14 protein-coding genes and 1 tRNA gene are annotated in these 17,626 nt (G+C 69.4%); 6 read left to right on the top strand and 9 right to left on the bottom strand.

Annotated features, from left to right (window positions below):
- Positions 1 to 225 precede the first annotated feature (225 nt).
- A complete protein-coding gene (gene purF / locus ACIREE_RS17975) occupies positions 226 to 1,752 on the top strand; it encodes an amidophosphoribosyltransferase (RefSeq protein WP_404152506.1) in 1,527 nt (508 codons plus the stop codon).
- A 68-nt stretch (positions 1,753 to 1,820) separates the two neighbouring features.
- Positions 1,821 to 2,882 (top strand): phosphoribosylformylglycinamidine cyclo-ligase, encoded by a 1,062-nt coding sequence (purM, locus tag ACIREE_RS17970; protein ID WP_404152503.1) that lies wholly within the window; start codon positions 1,821 to 1,823, stop codon positions 2,880 to 2,882.
- Between the two features lie 173 nt (positions 2,883 to 3,055).
- Here purM and ACIREE_RS17965 read toward each other — a convergent pair whose 3' ends face one another.
- Positions 3,056 to 3,322 (bottom strand): DUF3073 domain-containing protein, encoded by a 267-nt coding sequence (locus tag ACIREE_RS17965; protein ID WP_404152500.1) that lies wholly within the window; start codon positions 3,320 to 3,322, stop codon positions 3,056 to 3,058.
- 263 nt (positions 3,323 to 3,585) lie between these two features.
- Positions 3,586 to 4,707, bottom strand: coding sequence for a Leu/Phe/Val dehydrogenase (locus ACIREE_RS17960; protein WP_404152497.1), 1,122 nt, complete (start codon positions 4,705 to 4,707; stop codon positions 3,586 to 3,588).
- Positions 4,708 to 4,948: 241 nt separating this feature from the next.
- Here ACIREE_RS17960 and ACIREE_RS17955 point away from each other — a divergent pair, with 241 nt between their 5' ends.
- A complete protein-coding gene (locus ACIREE_RS17955; protein WP_404152494.1) occupies positions 4,949 to 5,836 on the top strand; it encodes a hypothetical protein in 888 nt (295 codons plus the stop codon).
- A gap of 486 nt (positions 5,837 to 6,322) precedes the next feature.
- The gene (bldC, locus tag ACIREE_RS17950) at positions 6,323 to 6,529 is read left to right on the top strand and encodes a developmental transcriptional regulator BldC (protein ID WP_003949541.1); all 207 of its coding nucleotides are present in this window, start codon (positions 6,323 to 6,325) and stop codon (positions 6,527 to 6,529) included.
- A gap of 513 nt (positions 6,530 to 7,042) precedes the next feature.
- On the opposite strand, the gene ACIREE_RS17945 is transcribed toward bldC, so the two are convergent.
- From ACIREE_RS17945 to hrpA, 3 genes are all read right to left on the bottom strand, one after another.
- Positions 7,043 to 7,246 carry a DUF6274 family protein gene (locus ACIREE_RS17945; RefSeq protein ID WP_404152491.1) on the bottom strand — a complete coding sequence of 68 codons (204 nt, stop codon included), beginning with the start codon at positions 7,244 to 7,246 and terminating at the stop codon, positions 7,043 to 7,045.
- Between the two features lie 200 nt (positions 7,247 to 7,446).
- A tRNA-Asp gene (locus tag ACIREE_RS17940) sits at positions 7,447 to 7,521 on the bottom strand.
- Positions 7,522 to 7,614: 93 nt separating this feature from the next.
- Positions 7,615 to 11,637 carry an ATP-dependent RNA helicase HrpA gene (gene hrpA, locus ACIREE_RS17935; protein WP_404152489.1) on the bottom strand — a complete coding sequence of 1,341 codons (4,023 nt, stop codon included), beginning with the start codon at positions 11,635 to 11,637 and terminating at the stop codon, positions 7,615 to 7,617.
- A 137-nt stretch (positions 11,638 to 11,774) separates the two neighbouring features.
- Between hrpA and ACIREE_RS17930 the strand changes: the two genes are divergently transcribed.
- The gene (locus tag ACIREE_RS17930; protein WP_404152486.1) at positions 11,775 to 12,869 is read left to right on the top strand and encodes an ABC transporter permease; all 1,095 of its coding nucleotides are present in this window, start codon (positions 11,775 to 11,777) and stop codon (positions 12,867 to 12,869) included.
- Positions 12,870 to 12,924: 55 nt separating this feature from the next.
- Here ACIREE_RS17930 and ACIREE_RS17925 read toward each other — a convergent pair whose 3' ends face one another.
- The 4 genes from ACIREE_RS17925 to ACIREE_RS17910 form a co-directional block, all read right to left on the bottom strand.
- Entirely contained in the window at positions 12,925 to 14,163 is a 1,239-nt protein-coding gene (locus ACIREE_RS17925; protein ID WP_404153293.1) for an ABC transporter permease, read from the bottom strand.
- A 2-nt stretch (positions 14,164 to 14,165) separates the two neighbouring features.
- Positions 14,166 to 14,849 carry an ABC transporter ATP-binding protein gene (locus ACIREE_RS17920; RefSeq protein WP_404152483.1) on the bottom strand — a complete coding sequence of 228 codons (684 nt, stop codon included), beginning with the start codon at positions 14,847 to 14,849 and terminating at the stop codon, positions 14,166 to 14,168.
- On the bottom strand, positions 14,846 to 16,135 hold the full coding sequence (locus ACIREE_RS17915; RefSeq protein ID WP_404152480.1) for a peptidoglycan-binding protein: 1,290 nt from the start codon (positions 16,133 to 16,135) through the stop codon (positions 14,846 to 14,848). The genes ACIREE_RS17920 and ACIREE_RS17915 overlap by 4 nt, the downstream gene beginning before the upstream one ends.
- Positions 16,136 to 16,360: 225 nt before the next feature.
- On the bottom strand, positions 16,361 to 16,852 hold the full coding sequence (locus tag ACIREE_RS17910) for a hypothetical protein (protein ID WP_404152478.1): 492 nt from the start codon (positions 16,850 to 16,852) through the stop codon (positions 16,361 to 16,363).
- 248 nt (positions 16,853 to 17,100) lie between these two features.
- Here ACIREE_RS17910 and ACIREE_RS17905 point away from each other — a divergent pair, with 248 nt between their 5' ends.
- The gene (locus ACIREE_RS17905; RefSeq protein WP_404152475.1) at positions 17,101 to 17,547 is read left to right on the top strand and encodes a hypothetical protein; all 447 of its coding nucleotides are present in this window, start codon (positions 17,101 to 17,103) and stop codon (positions 17,545 to 17,547) included.
- The last annotated feature ends 79 nt before the right edge of the window (positions 17,548 to 17,626 follow it).

The following is a 17,626-nucleotide window of genomic DNA, read 5'->3' as shown; positions in this document are numbered from 1 at the left end:
CCTGACAGGGCGGAATAGTCGCAGGTCAGCGGCGTGCGCAGCGGGGTGGGGGCGCCGCTGTCGGAGGGCGGTCGGGCCCCGGAATCAGGCGCTGAAAGAGCGCCCGGCACGGCCCCGCGCTACGCGCGTCCCGTGGCTTCGCCCAGGTCTGGAGGGGCCCCGTAGACGTAGGAAGCCACGGTCCCCAATTCGGACCCGTGGTCGATCTCGCCTACACTCGGTGGCGTGCCACGTGGTGACGGTCGACTCAATCATGATCTGCTCCCCGGCGAGAAAGGCCCCCAGGACGCTTGCGGCGTCTTCGGTGTCTGGGCTCCGGGTGAAGAGGTCGCCAAGCTCACTTACTTCGGGCTCTACGCCCTCCAACACCGAGGTCAGGAATCCGCGGGAATCGCGGTCAGTAACGGTTCCCAGATCCTCGTCTTCAAGGACATGGGACTCGTTTCCCAGGTCTTCGACGAAACGTCCCTGAGTTCCCTGCAAGGTCATATCGCGGTCGGTCACGCCCGCTACTCGACCACCGGGGCCTCCGTCTGGGAGAACGCCCAGCCGACGTTCCGTGCCACCGCGCACGGCTCGATCGCGCTCGGTCACAACGGCAACCTGGTCAACACGGCGCAGCTCGCCGAGCTGGTCGCCGCCCTGCCCAAGGAGAACGGGCGGGCGACGCAGGTCGCCGCCACGAACGACACCGACCTGATCACCGCGCTGCTCGCGGGCCAGGTCGACGACGACGGCAAGCCGCTGACCATCGAGGACGCGGCACTCAAGGTGCTGCCCCAGGCTCAGGGCGCCTTCTCTCTCGTCTTCATGGACGAGGGCACCCTGTACGCGGCTCGCGACCCGCAGGGCATCCGCCCGCTGGTCCTCGGCCGTCTGGAGCGTGGCTGGGTCGTCGCCTCCGAGTCCGCGGCGCTCGACATCTGCGGCGCCGCGTACGTCCGCGAGATCGAGCCGGGCGAGTTCGTCGCGATCGACGAGAACGGCCTGCGAACGTCCCGCTTCGCCGAAGCAAAGCCCAAGGGCTGTGTCTTCGAGTACGTCTATCTGGCCCGTCCCGACACGGACATCGCCGGCCGGAACGTGTACCTCTCCCGCGTGGAGATGGGCCGCCGCCTGGCGAAGGAGGCCCCTGCCGAGGCCGATCTCGTCATAGCGACCCCGGAGTCCGGCACGCCGGCCGCGATCGGCTACGCCGAGGCCAGCGGCATCCCCTTCGGCGCGGGCCTGGTGAAGAACGCCTATGTGGGCCGCACCTTCATCCAGCCCTCCCAGACGATCCGCCAGCTCGGCATCCGTCTGAAGCTGAACCCGCTCAAGGAAGTCATCAAGGGCAAGAGGCTCGTGGTCGTCGACGACTCGATCGTCCGCGGCAACACGCAGCGCGCCCTGGTCCGCATGCTCCGCGAAGCGGGCGCGGCGGAGATCCACATCCGGATCTCGTCCCCGCCCGTGAAGTGGCCGTGCTTCTTCGGTATCGACTTCGCGACCCGCGCGGAGCTGATCGCCAACGGCATGTCGGTCGAGGAGATCGGCACCTCGCTGGGCGCCGACTCGCTCTCGTACATCTCCATCGACGGCATGATCGAGTCGACCACCATCGCGAAGCCGAACCTCTGCCGCGCCTGCTTCGACGGCGAGTACCCGATGGATCTTCCCGACCCCGAGCTGCTCGGCAAGCAGCTCCTGGAGACGGAACTGGCCGCGGGTCCGGCGTCGACGGCCGCGAACGACGCGATCCGTCGTCCGTAACCTCCGCAGCTCCGACACGAAAGCTCTCCACACCCATGTCTTCTGAGTCTTCTGAGCGTGCTCCCCGCGTGGGCACCGGTGCCAGCTACGCCTCCGCGGGCGTGGACATCGAGGCGGGCGACCGCGCCGTCGAGCTGATGAAGGAGTGGGTGAAGAAGACGCAGCGCCCCGAGGTCCTCGGCGGCCTCGGCGGCTTCGCCGGCCTCTTCGACGCCTCCGCCCTCAAGAAGTACGAGCGGCCCCTGCTGGCCTCCGCGACCGACGGGGTCGGCACGAAGGTCGACATCGCCCGCCGCCTGGGCGTCTACGACACCATCGGCCAGGACCTCGTCGCGATGGTCATGGACGACATCGTCGTGTGCGGCGCCGAGCCGCTCTTCATGACCGACTACATCTGTGTCGGCAAGGTCCACCCGGAGCGCGTGGCCGCCATCGTGAAGGGCATCGCCGAGGGCTGCGTCCTCGCGGGCTGCGCCCTCGTCGGCGGCGAGACGGCGGAGCACCCCGGTCTGCTCGGCCCGGACGACTTCGATGTCGCCGGCGCGGGCACGGGCGTCGTGGAGTACGAGAACCTGCTCGGCCCGGATCGCATCCGTACGGGTGACGCGGTGATCGCCATGGCGTCGTCCGGCCTTCACTCGAACGGGTACTCGCTGGTCCGTCACGTCCTCCTGGAGCACGCCGGGATGGCTCTGGAGCAGCGCATCGACGAGCTCGGCCGGACGCTCGGCGAGGAGCTCCTGGAGCCGACGAAGATCTACTCCCTGGACTGCCTCTCCCTCACCAGCACCACCGAGGTCCACGCCTACAGCCACATCACCGGCGGCGGCCTCGCGGCCAATCTGGCCCGGGTGATCCCGGACGGCCTGCACGCCACCGTGGAGCGCTCCACGTGGGCCCCGGGCGCGATCTTCGACCTGGTCGGCACGGCGGGCCGGGTGGAGCGCCTGGAGCTGGAGAAGACGCTGAACATGGGCGTCGGCATGATGGCGATCGTGCCGCAGGAGTCGGTCGACGTCGCCCTCACGACCCTCGCCGACCGCGGTGTGGAGTCCTGGGTGGCCGGCGAGATCACCGACCGCGGCGAGCATGCCACGGGCGCCGAGCTCACGGGCGACTACGCGAAGTAGGCCTCTTCGGCCGCCGTGCGCGGCCGAAGAGCGGCCCAGGAGCGTGCGGAGAGCTTGAGGACAGCACAAAACCCGGTCCGGCGTGGTGACCACCCCGGACCGGGTGAAGTGCAGCAAGTAAGCAGAAATCAGTCAGCAGAGATCAGCTACGTGCTGGTGGTGCTGGTACGAGGTCAAGCGCCGCGGCGCTGAGACGAAGGACCAGACTCGTCGGAGTCCTCGTCCTCGCCCTCGTCGTACAGATCCGCATAGCGGGCGTACGGGTCGTCTTCCTCGTCGTCGTCATCGAAAGGCTCGCCGTTAGGCGGCTGATTCGATACAGGCTCCGACGTCGATGCGCCCAGCTCATTGGCCAGACGCGACAGATCAGTCCCGCCGCTGCTGTACTTCAGCTGGCGGGCGACCTTCGTCTGCTTGGCCTTTGCCCGGCCGCGCCCCATGGCTCGACCCCCTCGAATACGGGGCTCGATGGCCCCAGAGTCTTGACACGCGTTCATGAACCAGAACGGGCTCCCCGTAAGGAGACCGGTCCGTAGGGCTTCCACGGTACCTGAGCCCACGCCCATACGGTACGTCGCCCGCAGGACGCGCGTGTGCACAGGACCAGCAAGGAGCCCTGTCCTCGCTGGTCAGCTGCGATTTTAACCTCTTATTGGAGGGCGACCCGCCGATCGGCGTGACTCTCGTTACGCAGGCGTCCGGATCAGTGCCGGGAGCGCGCCTCCGCCATCCTCTGTTCGGCGATCCGGTCGGCCGCAGCGGCTGGCGGGATCCCGTCGACCTTTGCGCGAGCGAAGATGGAAAGCGTGGTGTCGAAGATTTTCGAGGCCTTGGCTTTGCACCGGTCGAAGTCGAAACCGTGGAGCTCGTCGGCGACCTGGATGACGCCGCCCGCGTTCACGACGTAGTCCGGTGCGTAGAGGATCCCGCGGTCGGCGAGGTCCTTCTCGACGCCCGGGTGCGCGAGCTGGTTGTTGGCAGCGCCGCACACCACCTTCGCGGTGAGCACCGGCACGCTGTCGTCGTCGAGGGCGCCGCCCAGCGCGCAGGGGGCGTAGATGTCGAGGCCCTCCACCCGGATCAGCGCCTCCGTGTCGGCGGCGACCGCGACCCCGGGGTGCTGCTCCGTGATGTGCCGTACGGATTCGGGGCGCACATCCGTCACCACGACCTCGGCGCCGTCCGACAGCAGGTGCTCGACCAGGTGGCGCCCCACCTTCCCCACGCCCGCGATGCCGACCTTGCGGCCGCGCAGCGTCGGGTCGCCCCACAGGTGCTGGGCGCTGGCCCGCATGCCCTGGAAGACGCCGTAGGCGGTGAGCACGGAGGAGTCGCCCGCGCCGCCGTTCTCGGGGGAGCGCCCGGTGGTCCAGCGGCACTCGCGCGCGACCACGTCCATGTCGGCCACGTACGTGCCGACGTCGCAGGCCGTCACGTACCGGCCGCCGAGCGAGGCCACGAACCGGCCGTACGCGAGCAGCAGTTGCTCGCTCTTGACCACGTCGGGGTCGCCGATGATCACGGCTTTGCCGCCGCCGTGGTCGAGGCCAGCCATGGCGTTCTTGTACGACATGCCGCGCGCCAGGTTCAGGGCGTCGGCGACGGCTGCGGCTTCGGAGGCGTACGGGTAGAAGCGGGTGCCGCCGAGGGCCGGGCCCAGGGCGGTGTTGTGCAGGGCGATGACGGCCTTGAGGCCGCTCGCCCGGTCCTGGCAGAGCACGACCTGCTCGTGTCCGCCCTGGTCCGAGTGGAACAGGGTGTGCAGCACATCAGAGGCAGCGGAGGCGCCCGAGATGGTGACAGGGTCGCCGGTCACATCGGTCACTGTGGTGACTCCCAAGTACGTAGCGGCGGTTGGGCGGAATCCCGTGCGGGTGGCGGGCTTTCCGTCGTTTCGTGGGACGAGATTAGAGCGTGTACGTGCCCGCCACGGCCGCAGTGCCGAGGATCACTCTCTCGCGACGAGGGGCGGTGGACGTACGGTCGAATCCCGCCGAGTCCCGCGCGATCCCGCCGTGGGACGATTTGCAGTGTTTTCCAGCCGGAGGGCGGGGGAGGGAGCAGCCGTGCCCAAGGTGTCGTCGGTGACCGTCCCGTACGCGGCGTATCTGCGCGTCTACGAACCTCTCGCGGCTTTTCCGCAGCCGGAGAGGGGCCACTGGGAGCGGTACGCGAAGCGCGAGCACCACCCCTCCTACCAGGACGAACTGCACCGGTCCCTGGCCGACTTGCTGCCCACCCCGCCGATCCCGGTGCCGGTGCACGAGAGCGACGACGCGTTCGTGATCGAGGTCGAAGGGGTGCTGTGCGTCTGCCCCTGGCGCACCCGGCTGCGCGGCTGGCAGGCCCTGGACGAGTTGCCGGCGCTGCTGCCGGCCCCGGTCCTGGACGCGGCGCTGCCGCCGGTGGTGCGCCGGCAGGCGTCCGACGACTACGAGCACTGGCTGGAGCGCAATCCGGACGCGCGGCCCTGGATCCGTACGTCGACGTGGCAGGTGCCGCTCAACTGGTTCGTGCTCGTGGCCGACGAGGAGCGCACGTACGAGAACAAGACGGCCGAGGGGAAGCCGGACGGCGACGCCGGCGACTCCGGCGACAACGGCAGCGGCGGCCCTCTGCTGCGCTACCGCACCCCGATGGTGCAGGCGAGGCGGCGGGTCGCGCGCGGGCTCAGAGCGCTGAGGGACGCGATCGACGAGGGGCCCCTGGTCGACGGTCTGGTGGATGTGGGGCGCTGGCTCGAGGAGTTCCACCCCCGCTCACTGGTCGAGCTCGACTACGGCGGTCTCGTGCACGCCCTGCCGCCCGACCTCCTCGAGGAGGACCACTCGGCGGCGGACGTCGCCGAGGGCATCGCGGCGCTGCGCTCCGGTGACGCGGACGGCGCGGCGGAGGCGTACGCCCGGCTCGTGTCACGCTGGCGGGCAGTGCGCGACCGGCAGAACGCCAACTGACGGGGCGCACAGGCTACTTCGGGACCTACGTCCCGATCCGGGCTTTTGTGTCAAGCGTGACGGACTGCACTAACTGCGCCCTTGCGCCCATCACCCCTCCTCGTGCCAAAATAGGACAAGGAGTCCGGGGAGGGCTCCATCCGTCCATCTATGTCCACCCATAGGCAAGCATGGACGGATTACTCGGCATTGCACTGTCGCTGGGGGGTCTGATGACTCCTGATCGCTCTGTGACTGATCGTCACTGTGGCGTGACTGTCCGCTATGGCATGGTCCATCGGCTTCCGTCGCTGATGAACACCTGGGAGGGCAATTCCATCGGTTTGGCCGACGAGGCTGGACGGATGGTGTAGTTGTAGTGCCGAGGACAAGCCGTTCGTCCTATAACCGACTCGACCCGTGTCCGCCATTTCGGGCAACGCGGGTCAAGGTGCAGAATTTAAAGGAAAGAACCGAGATGGTTCGGTTCTCCCGAGGAGGCCGCTCATGACCGCTCGCACCCCTGATGCCGAGCCGCTGCTGACCCCCGCCGAGGTCGCCACGATGTTCCGCGTGGACCCGAAGACGGTCACGCGCTGGGCGAAGGCTGGCAAGCTCACGTCGATTCGTACGCTCGGCGGGCACCGTCGTTACCGCGAGGCCGAGGTCCGCGCACTGCTTGCGGGTATTCCGCAGCAGCGCAGCGAGGCCTGAGGCACCGCACAACACAGCAATACCGGGCGTTTCGGGTCCCCCAACTCGTTCCGCGCCCACCACTGGCACCACACGACACGGGTCCTGCCCCAACAGGTCCCTTGCCCATTGAAGCGTCATCTCAACTGCATCACGGGTACGTCGTCGATCGCGCTGGACTCCGCCGGGTCCAGCGCGATCTTTTTTGTGCGCTGAGGCCCTGGCCGGCGGTGTTCTGTGCGCTCCCTTGTTGGACCTTGACGGGTCTTCAGCCGGCTCCTGGCCGGTCTCTGGCCGGTGTCCGGCAGGCGGCTGTGAGAGTGGTGCAATTGCACATATTAAATTGAGCAGTTGTAGGAAGGGTGTAAGAAACGGTGTTTCCAAAACTAGTTCGGTGACACCCGTCACACACCGCGCAGCTTGTTGTCGGTGGCGCCTGTGCGCTAGAGGGGCCAGCGGGTTCGCGTGTTCCCGGGGAGGCCTCCGACTCTCCCCAGACTCCCATCAGTTGAGGGGCTCGTGGGGCGGCTTAGGTCACCCCTTCGGGGGACTTTCGTCCCCGTCGCCCTCAAGGGCGCTCTCAAGGTCCTCCTGGGCCTCTGTGGCGGGGTCCATGGCCAGGCGCAGGAGTCGGTGGCAGATCGGGCAGTGCCGGGTCAGATGGGGCCGGCCGGAGGCGGCGGAGAGGTGCGCGCGCAGCAGGGCGCGGGTTTCGTGCCGTCGTATCGGTGTGGCCATGCACCGCCTCCCGCCCTGGTCCCGGTGGCGCCCGACTCCGGCGTACCGAGGTTCTGCCTGGTTCTGGCGTACCGAGGGGCCGCGCCGCCGTCAAGGGCGCCTTCCGGGGCATACGACGGGACATGCGACGGGACATGCGACGAGGGCGGGGCATACGAGAAGAAGCCCGCACCGATTCGGTGCGGGCTTCTCATCTACTGCGGTCCTGACGGGATTTGAACCCGCGGCCTCCACCTTGACAGGGTGGCGAGCACTCCAAACTGCTCCACAGGACCTTGTTTCGCTGCGCTGTTACCGCGTTGCGCTGCGAGCAGGACTCTACAGCAGTGCAGGCCCGCCGGTCGAACTCACTCCACGTACCCGGCCGCTCACGGCGCAGCGGCGTCGATCGCCTTCACGATCCGCTTGTCCGAGACGGGGTACGCGGTGCCCAGCGCGTGCGCGAAGTAGCTGACGCGGAGCTCCTCGATCATCCACCGGATGTCCAGGACCTCCTGCGGCACGGGCCGCCCCTGCGGCAGCTGTTCGAGCAGCCAGGCGTACTCGTCCTGCATCTCGTGGACCTTCTCCATGCGGGTGGTGTCCCGCTGGACGCCGGTCGGCATCTGCTGCAGCCGGCGGTCGGCCGCGACGAGGTAGCGCATCAGGTCGGGCAGTCTGCGCAGACCGGTGCCCGTCACGAAGCCGGGGTGGACCAGGGCCGTCAACTGGGTGCGCACGTCCTGGCGGTTGGGCAGCAGCGTCGGGCTGGTCGTGGCCTTCAGGCGCCGCTCACAGGCCTGCCACGCCGCGAGGACCTGCTGCACCTGCCCGACCGTCCGCACGGTCGTGTCGACGATCTCGGCGCGCACCTTCTCGTAGAGCTTCCGGTACGACTCCTCGTCCCAGGCGGGGCCGCCGAAGTCCCCGATGAGCTTGTCCGCGGCCGCCATCGCGCAGTCGTCGAAGAGGGCCTGGACGGTGCCGTGCGGGTTCGCGGACAGGGCCAGCTTCTGGGCGTTGCTCAGCTTGTCCGAGGCGAACTTGCCGGGGTTCACCGGGATGTTGCGCAGGATGAGCCGGCGCGTGCCCTTCCACATGGCCTGCGCCTGCTCGGCCTCGGTGTCGAAGAGGCGTACGGACACGGTGTTCGCCGTCGGGCCGTCGTCGACGAGCGCCGGGTACGCCTTGACCGGCTGGCCCGCGCGCCGGGTCTCGAAGACGCGGGAGAGCGCCCCGATCGTCCAGTCGGTGAGGCCCTTGCGCTCGACGGACTCGCCGCCGGAGCGCTCGGCCGTCGCCGCGGCCGCCTGGGAGATGGCCTGGCGCGCCTTCGGCTTCAGCCGCAGCTTGAGAGCTTCCAGGTCCTTGTCCTCGGCGAGCTTGCGGCGCCGCTCGTCGACGATCCGGAAGGTGATCTTCAGATGGTCCGGTACGCGGGTCAGGTCGAAGTCGTCGGGTGAGACCGGGACGCCGACCATCCGCTGCAGCTCGCGCGCGAGTGTCGTGGGCAGCGGCTCCTGGAGGGGCACGGCCCGGTCCAGGAACGCCTTCGCGAAGTTCGGAGCGGGTACGTAGTTGCGGCGGATCGGCTTGGGCAGGGAGCGGATCAGCTCGATCACGACGTCCTCGCGCAGGCCCGGGATCTGCCAGTCGAAGCCCTCGTCCGTGACCTGGTTCAGGACCTGGAGCGGGATGTGGACGGTCACGCCGTCCGCGTCCGCGCCCGGCTCGAACTGGTACGTCACCCGGAATTTCAGGTTCCGCTGGTGCCAGGTGTCCGGGTAGTCGTCCTTGGTGACGGCCTCCGCGGACTCGCGGATGAGCATGGACCGCTCGAAGTCGAGCGCTTCCGGTTCCTCGCGCTGCTTCTGCTTCCACCAGGAGTCGAAGTGCGCGCCGGAGACGACGTGCTCGGGCACCCGCTGGTCGTAGAAGTCGTAGAGGGTGTCGTCGTCGACCACGATGTCGCGGCGCCGCGCCCGGTGCTCCAGCTCCTCGACCTCGGTGAGGAGCTTGCGGTTGTCGGCGAAGAACTTGTGGTGCGTGCGCCAGTCGCCCTCGACCAGCGCGTTGCGGATGAACAGCTCGCGGGAGACCTCGGCGTCGATCCGGCCGTAGTTGATCTTCCGCTGGGCGACGAGCGGAACGCCGTACAGCGTCACCTTCTCGAACGCCATCACGGCGGCCTGGTCCTTCTCCCAGTGCGGCTCGCTGTACGTGCGCTTGAGGAGGTGCTCGGCCAGCGGCTCGACCCACTCCGGCTCGATCTTCGCGTTGACCCGCGCCCAGAGGCGGCTGGTCTCCACCAGCTCCGCCGACATCACGAAGCGCGGCGGCTTCTTGAAGAGGGCCGAGCCGGGGAAGATCGCGAACTTGGCGTTGCGGGCACCGACGTACTCGTTGCGCCCGCGGTCGCGACCTGCCTGCTTCGGGTCCTTCTGCGTGGACTCCTTGGACTCCTTCACGTCCTTCATCCCGATGTGGGAGAGGAGGCCGGAGAGGAGGGAGACGTGGATCAAGTCGCCGGGGGCATCGTCCTCGTTGAGGTGGATGCCCATCTGCTTGGCGACCGTGCGCAGCTGCGTGTAGATGTCCTGCCATTCGCGGATGCGCAGGAAGTTCAGGAACTCGCGCTTGCACATCCGGCGGAAGGCGGAGGAGCCCAGCTCTTTTTGCTGTTCACGGACGTAGCGCCACAGGTTCAGGAGGGCCAGGAAGTCGCTGGTCTCGTCCTTGAAGCGGGCGTGCTGCTGGTCGGCCTGCGCCTGTTTGTCGGAGGGGCGCTCGCGCGGGTCCTGGATCGACAGGGCCGCCGCGATCACCATGACCTCGCGCACGCAGCCGTTCTTGTCGGCCTCCAGGACCATGCGCGCCAGGCGCGGGTCGACGGGCAGCTGGGCCAGCTTGCGGCCCTGCTGCGTCAGGCGCTTCTTCGCGTCCTTCTCGCTCGGGTCCAACGCCCCCAGTTCGTGCAGGAGCTGGACGCCGTCGCGGATGTTGCGGTGGTCCGGCGGGTCGATGAAGGGGAACTTCTCGATGTCGCCGAGGCCGGCCGCCGTCATCTGCAGGATGACCGAGGCGAGGTTCGTCCGGAGGATCTCCGCGTCCGTGAACTCGGGCCGCGCGAGGAAGTCGTCCTCGCTGTAGAGGCGCACGCAGATGCCGTCGGAGGTACGGCCGCAGCGGCCCTTGCGCTGGTTGGCGCTGGCCTGGCTGATCGCCTCGATGGGCAGCCGCTGCACCTTCGTACGGTGGCTGTAGCGCGAGATGCGGGCGGTGCCCGGGTCGATGACGTACTTGATGCCCGGGACGGTCAGGGACGTCTCCGCCACGTTCGTCGCGAGGACGACGCGTCTTCCCGTGTGCTGCTGGAAGACACGATGCTGCTCGGCGTGCGAGAGGCGCGCGTACAGGGGCAGCACTTCGGTGAAACGGAACTTCTTCTTCTCCAGGGCGTCCGCGGTGTCGCGGATCTCGCGCTCGCCGGAGAGGAAGACGAGAATGTCGCCCTCGCCCTCACGCTGCAGCTCCTCGACGGCGTCCGTGATCGCGGTGATCTGGTCGCGGTCGGAGTCGGCTGAGTCGTCGGGGTCTTCTTCGAGCAGCGGGCGGTAGCGCACCTCGACCGGATACGTGCGGCCGCTGACCTCGACGATCGGGGCGTCGCCGAAGTGCCGTGAGAAGCGCTCCGGGTCGATCGTCGCCGAGGTGATGACGACCTTGAGGTCCGGGCGCTTCGGCAGCAGCTGGGCCAGGTAGCCCAGCAGGAAGTCGATGTTGAGGGACCGCTCGTGGGCCTCGTCGATGATGATCGTGTCGTACGCGCGCAGCTCGCGGTCCGTCTGGATCTCGGCCAGCAGGATGCCGTCCGTCATCAGCTTGACGAACGTGCTGTCCTGGGCGACCTGGTCGGTGAAGCGCACCTTCCAGCCGACCGCCTCGCCCAGCGGCGTGTGCAGCTCGTCGGCGACGCGCTCGGCGACCGTACGGGCCGCGATCCGGCGGGGCTGGGTGTGCCCGATCATGCCGCGCACGCCCCGGCCCAGGTCGAGACAGATCTTCGGGATCTGTGTCGTCTTGCCGGAGCCGGTCTCACCGGCCACGATCACGACCTGGTGGTCGCGGATCGCCGCGGCGATCTCGTCCTTCTTCTGGCTGACCGGGAGCTGCTCGGGGTACGTGACATCGAGGGCCGCGCGGCGCTCGCGCCGGGTGGCCATACGGGCCTCGGCCTTCTCGGCCTCGGCGTCGATCTCGGCGACCACCGTGGCGCGGGCCTCGGGCTTGCGGATCTTCCGCGCCCCTTCGAGCCTGCGGCCAAGACGGTGCGCGTCCCGGAGGGACAACTCGGAGAGGCGCCGCGCGACGGCGGCGAGCCGGTCGGCGGCGGGGGCAGGCTGCGTAGACATACGTCCTTCAGGATCTCACCTCGGGGAAATTTGTGGCGAACGGTTTTGCCACAGTGGCCGGGCCGGTAGGTGGCAGGTGGCCGACAGGCGGGCCCTCTCGGGGTGTATGCGGCTTATCTGTGCTTTAGCGTCCAGGTATGTCGTCCTTGCACGAGCCGGAACAGCCGCGACCGCACCCCCCGCACGGTGAGCACGGGCGCCCGCCGACGAAGGCCGATCGCTGGTCCTCGTACAAGAAGTCGCCGTTCCTGCCGGCGTGCGTCCTCGTCGTCATCCTGGCCGCGGCGGCGGCGCTGTTCGCGGCCTCATACACGTACTCCATGGCGAACCCCACGCCCCACAACATCCCCACCGGCGTCACCGGTGAGCCGGACGCCGCGCGGCGCAGTGCCTTCGTCGGCGCGATGGAGAAGGCGCTCGACGCGGAGCTCGACCTGAAGCACTACGCCACCCGGTCGGCGGCCCGCGAGGCCATCGACGAGCAGCGGATCTTCGCGGTGCTCGACGTGCGCGACAAGGGAGCCAAGGTGGAGCTGGACGTGTCCGGCGCGTCCGGGGTCTCCGTGGCCCAGGTGTTCTCCGAGTCGGCGCCGGTGGTCAGCAAGAAGACCGGGATCCCGGTGACCGTCAAGGACCTGCACCCGCTGCAGAGCGGCGATCCGCGGGGCCTCGCGATCTTCTACATCTCGCTCGCTGCGGTGATCATCGGGTTCGTCGGGGCGATCCAGCTGAGCGTGCACGCGCGGGGCCTGAACCCCGCCGAGCGGATCGCGTTCACCGTGGCCTACGCGCTGTTCGGCGGATTCGCCGTGGCGGCGGTCGTGGACTGGGGGCTGGGCGCGCTGGATCTGCCGTTCGTCGAGTCCTGGCTGATCCTCGCGCTGACGATGTTCAGCTGCGGGATGGTCTTCACGATGTTCAACACGTTCTTCCACCGCTGGGCGATGATCCCGACCTGGGGGCTGCTTGTCCTGGTCGGCAATCCGGCGTCGGGCGGCGCGGTGGCGCCGCCGCTGCTGCCGACGTTCCTCGGCCGCCTCGGGCAGTGGCTGCCGCCGGGGGCATCGGTGAACGCGCAGCACACCGCGGTGTACTTCCAGGGCCACCAGCACGCCTTCCCGTTCCTGGTGCTGGCCGGCTGGGGGCTCGTGTCGAGCGGCCTCTTCTGGTTCTGGCGGCACAAGCATCCGGGCGGCCGCGGGACACAGCCGCTGCACGCGGCCGCCGTCTGACCCGGTTCACGAGGGACTGCGGCGGCTTTGAGCGGGGCCCGGACAAGCGCCCCGGTCAGCGCCGAAGGGCCTCCACCGGCTGGATGCGCGAGGCCCGCCAGGCCGGATAGAGGCCTGCCAGCACGCCGGTGACCAGCCCGATCAGCGGGGCGGCGGCGACGGTCGCGGGGTGCACGACCGGCGTCCAGTCCCGGGCCAGAGCGACGGCGACCACCGTCACGGTGCCCAGGCTGGTGCCCACCAGGCCGCCGAGGGCGCCGAGGGCTCCGGACTCGGCCAGGAACTGGGCGGTGATGTGCCGGGCGCGGGCGCCCAGGGCGCGGCGCAGCCCGATCTCGCCGGTCCGCTCCAGCACCGCGACCAGGGTGGTGTTGGCGATGCCGACCGCGCCGATGACCAGGCAGATCCCGGCCAGCAGCAGAAAGAGCTGACTCAGGTCGGAGCCCACGGTCGAGCGCAGGGCCTTGGGGGCCGGGGGCGGGACGACCTTGAAGTACTCGGGGTGGTCGGGGCGCAGCGCGACGGCCGCTTCGGTGGCGACCTGCTGGGCGGCGCCCAGTTCGGTGGAGATCAGCATGCCGGACTCGGTGGGGCCGGGGGCGCCCCAGATCTGCTCGGCGGTGGTGCGCGGGACGACGACGGAGAGGAGCAGGTCGGCCTTGCGCTCCACGTCGTCGACGATACCGACGACGGTGAACGACTCCTCGCCGATGAACAGCGCGGGATGGGTCTCCAGGGTGGTGATGCCCAGCCGGCTCGCGGTTCCCGCGCCGATCAACGCGACCCGGCCGGCCCGGGCCATCCGCTCGTCGTACAGCCGCCCCTCGGCCAGGGTCGGCACGGCGGCCTCGAGGACGCCGGGTGAGGCTGCGACCACATCGATCCGCTCGCCTCCGGCACTGTCGCCGACGGGCGCGGAGCGGGTACTGCTCGCCCGGTCGTCCCGTACGGTCCAGTAGACGCCCGCGGCCTTGACCCCGTTCACTCTGCGCATCCGGGCGTCGGCGTCCTCGGGGAAGGCGGGCCCGGTGAGCTGGGCGGCGTCGTCGGCCGTCTCCTCGACCGTCACCTCGGTGGCGGTCAGCGCATTGAACCGGGCGTCGATCTGGGACGAGGTCGTCGCGGTCAGCCCGAGGATCGCCACGAACGTGCCGACGCCGAGCACCGTGCCGAGCGCGGTCAGCGCGGAGCGGGCGGGCCGCTGCAGCACTCCGGCCGTGGCCTCGGCGAGCAGGTCGCGGGGGGCGAAGGAGGAGGGGATGACGCCTGCGGCGCGGCCGCGCCGGATGCGCAGCTTCACGCGGCCACCCGCTGCTCACGAAGGACGCCGTCGCGGATGGCTACGGTGCGGGCACCACGGGCGGCCACCTCCAGATCGTGCGTGATCAGCAAGATGGTCATCCCGTCGGCGTGCAGTTCGTCCAGCAGCCCCAGGACCGCCCCGGCGCTGGCGGTGTCGAGGTTGCCGGTGGGCTCGTCGCACAGCAGCAGAGAGGGGCCGGCGGCCAGCGCCCGTGCGATGGCGACGCGTTGGCGCTCACCGCCGGAGAGCCGGGTGGGCAGCGAGTCGACGCGGTGGCCGAGGCCCACGCGGACCAGGGCGTCGCGGGCCCGCGGGCCCCGCTCGGCGCGGGGGACGCCGTTGTAGACCATGGCCAGGGTGACGTTCTCCAACGCCGAGCGGTGCGGCAGCAGATGAAAGGCCTGGAAGACGAAGCCGATGCGACGACCGCGCAGCGCGGTCCGATCGGCGTCACTCAGCGCGCCGGTGTCGTAGCCGTCGAGGAGGTACGTGCCCTGGGTGGGGGCGTCCAGCAGCCCGGCTATGTTGAGGAAGGTGGACTTGCCCGAGCCCGAAGGCCCGATGACGGTGACGAAATCCCCGGGCTCGATGAGCAGTTCACACGGCTTGAGGGCAGGCACGGGCGGTGGCCCCGGATAGGTGAGGCCGACCTGGCGGAACTCGATGACCGGCGTCACTGTCCCACCGCCCCCTTCTTCACACCCACGATGACCTGCTCGCCCTTGTCCAGCCGGGCAGCCCCCACCGGCTCCACGGCGACGAAGCCGTCGCCCGCGGTGCCCGTGCGTACCTCCACCCGACGCTGCTCGCCGTTCGGCTGGAGCACCGTGACCGTGGTCCGGCCGTCGGCGCCCGCGGTCAGCGCGGTGATCGGCACGACCAGTGCCTTGCCGTCGGTACGGGCCGCTTCGATGGTCAGCCGCACATCTTGCCCGGCCAACTGGGCATCCAGCGCCTTGTCCGGATCGACCCGCAGCAGATAGCCGCTCTGCCCCGGCGCCGTCGGCTCCCCACTGCCCGGCTCGTCCTCGCCGCCACCATTCCCGCTGCCGCTGTCCGGCGCAGTCGGCGAAGCGGCCAGCGAACCCACCTTCGCCTGCGCCTGGATGCCGGTCAGCTCCGAGTAGATCTGCACCCGCTGCCCCTTGCGCACCAGGCCCTTCTGATGCTCCTGCAGATAGGCCTGTACCGCGAGCTTCCCGCCGGACACCGTCAGCATCGTCCCGTCCACGGGCGCGCCCACCCGCCCCGGCACCGCATCCACCCGGGCGGGAAAGCCCTGCAGGTAGACCACTTCGCCGGCCGGCAGCCGGGGGCCCGACGCGGCCTGTGCGGCAGCCAGATCGTCCCGCGCCTCGGCCAGATCGTCCCGCGCGTACTGCACCGCACGCGCCGACCCCTTGCCCTTGGCGTCCTGGGCCTCCTCCACCGCCCGCTCAGCCGCCGTCACCGCACCCTCGGCCGTCTTCAACCCCGCCCCGTTGTCGTCCACGGCCGGCAGCGGGTCGTAACCTATCGCGGCGTAAAAGGCGTCGAGGGCGGCCTTGGTCCCCGCTCCGAAGGTCCCGGCGGTATCGCCGCCCGTGCCGTGCCCCAGGTCCCGCAGTGCCCCCTGCAGTTGCTTTACGTCGTCGCCTTCCGCGCCGGGCTTGAGGTCGCGGTAGACGGGTATCCGGCCGGGCAGCGCGAACACCGGGCGCCCGGAGACCTCGAGCAACACCTGCCCGGCCTTCAGCCGATCGCCCTGCTTGACCGGCAACTTGGTCACGACGGGTGCGGAACCGTCCTCCCCGCCGGCCACCTGCGGCGCCACATCCACACTCTGTCCGGCAACGACCTGCCCGCGCACGATCACCGACGACGTCAGCACCCGATGTTCCACCGGTGACGTCAACACCGACCGCTCCGGCGGCCTCGCGTCCGCCGCCGCCTGCGAAGGCGACTTGATCAGCGTGGCGGCCACCACTCCGGCCCCCGCGAGCAACACCGCCCCACCCGCGACAGCGGCGATCCAACGGCGCCTGCGCGCAAGGCCGTTGGCGGGCCCCCCGTTCGCGGAAGCCGTCTCTGCGACCTCCTGCGTCGTCTTGACAACGGGTTCGTCCCCGGCATCCAGTTGTGCGGTCACTTCACCACGTTTCCTCGTCGCACCCTGCGGACCTGCTTCACCGTGTCCTGCCGGGGCCGGTCAGCCGCCGACGACGACGTCCTGGTCGTCGTTCTCGCCAGGGCTGCACTTCTTCAGTGCCGCGATGAGGGCGTTGTTGTCGCCCTCCTTGGACCTGTCGTAGGTGGTGAACCCCTCGGCCTTCATGCACGCGACGAAGGCCGGGTCCGCCTTCGCTTTCTCACCTGCGTCCTTCGAGGTGTCCTGCGCAGGCAGGAGATCCGCGCACTCCTTCTCGGCCTTGGTCAGCACCGCCGCGTCCCCACCGGCCTTGACCACGCGGAGTTCACCGTCGGGGGTGGTCTCGGTCTTGACCCCGTTCTTCTCCAGGCACCCGTAGTAGTCGCGTTCCGAGTCGCTCGCCGCCGAGGGCTTCGCACCCGCTGCGGGCTTCTTGCCGGAGTCGCTCCCGCTGCCCGCGCCGTTCTCCTCGGCGCCGCCGCATCCGACCAGGACAGCGGCTGCCAGGAGTGCCGCGCACAGCGATTGCGTGACGCGAGTGGGGAACGGCATGAGTGACTCCGTTTTGCTGAGGGGAGGGGGGCGGCGCAGCCGCTCCGCGGCACGTCACGCCCAGCCGTCTTCCCCCGGGATCGTCCGCCGCAGAACGGGTCCAAGCGTGACCGACCCCACCACGTGGTGAGAGCCGCCGTCTACTGGCCCAAGGGACAGTAGACGGCGCTTGTTTGACGATCTGTAATGACGCGGCACGTCGAACAGCTGTACAGGCAACAACACCTCAGCAGCTAGGAGTTCTTTTTATGACCCACCTCACCCGCCGCGTGGCCACCGTCGCGCTGGCCATCTCCGCCCTCGGCGGTCTCGGACTGGCCACCGCCGGCACAGCGGCAGCCGAACAGGTCGCCTACGACGGCTACCTGGACCCGGAGGAGATCGGCTTCTACTTCAACTCGAACCAGGCCGGCTGCGTCTTCGACCTGTTCGACAAGGACCAGAACTTCAACAACGACTATTTCAAGGCCTTCCCGAGCTCCGGCTCGTGCAACGGCAAGGGACAGGTCGTCGGCAACAACACCGCCTCCTACAAGAACCGCAGCGGCGATGACTGGTACGTCCACACCGGCCCCAACAGTGGTGGTACGTACCACGGCGAGATTCCCGCCTATTACGTCGGTAACGCGACCGCCAACTTCAAGAACAACATCGAGTCGGTCTGCTGGGTGGTCGAGTACTGCGCCCCCTACTAGACCGCACCGGGCGGCACCCGCCCGAGCTCTCACCGCCCGCTGTCCCGCTTGCCGATATCAAGCGGGACAGCGGTTCGCT

Source organism: Streptomyces sp. NPDC102467 (assembly GCF_044765445.1).
GTDB lineage: Bacteria > Actinomycetota > Actinomycetes > Streptomycetales > Streptomycetaceae > Streptomyces.
This window is presented reverse-complemented; position numbering and strand designations above follow the sequence as displayed.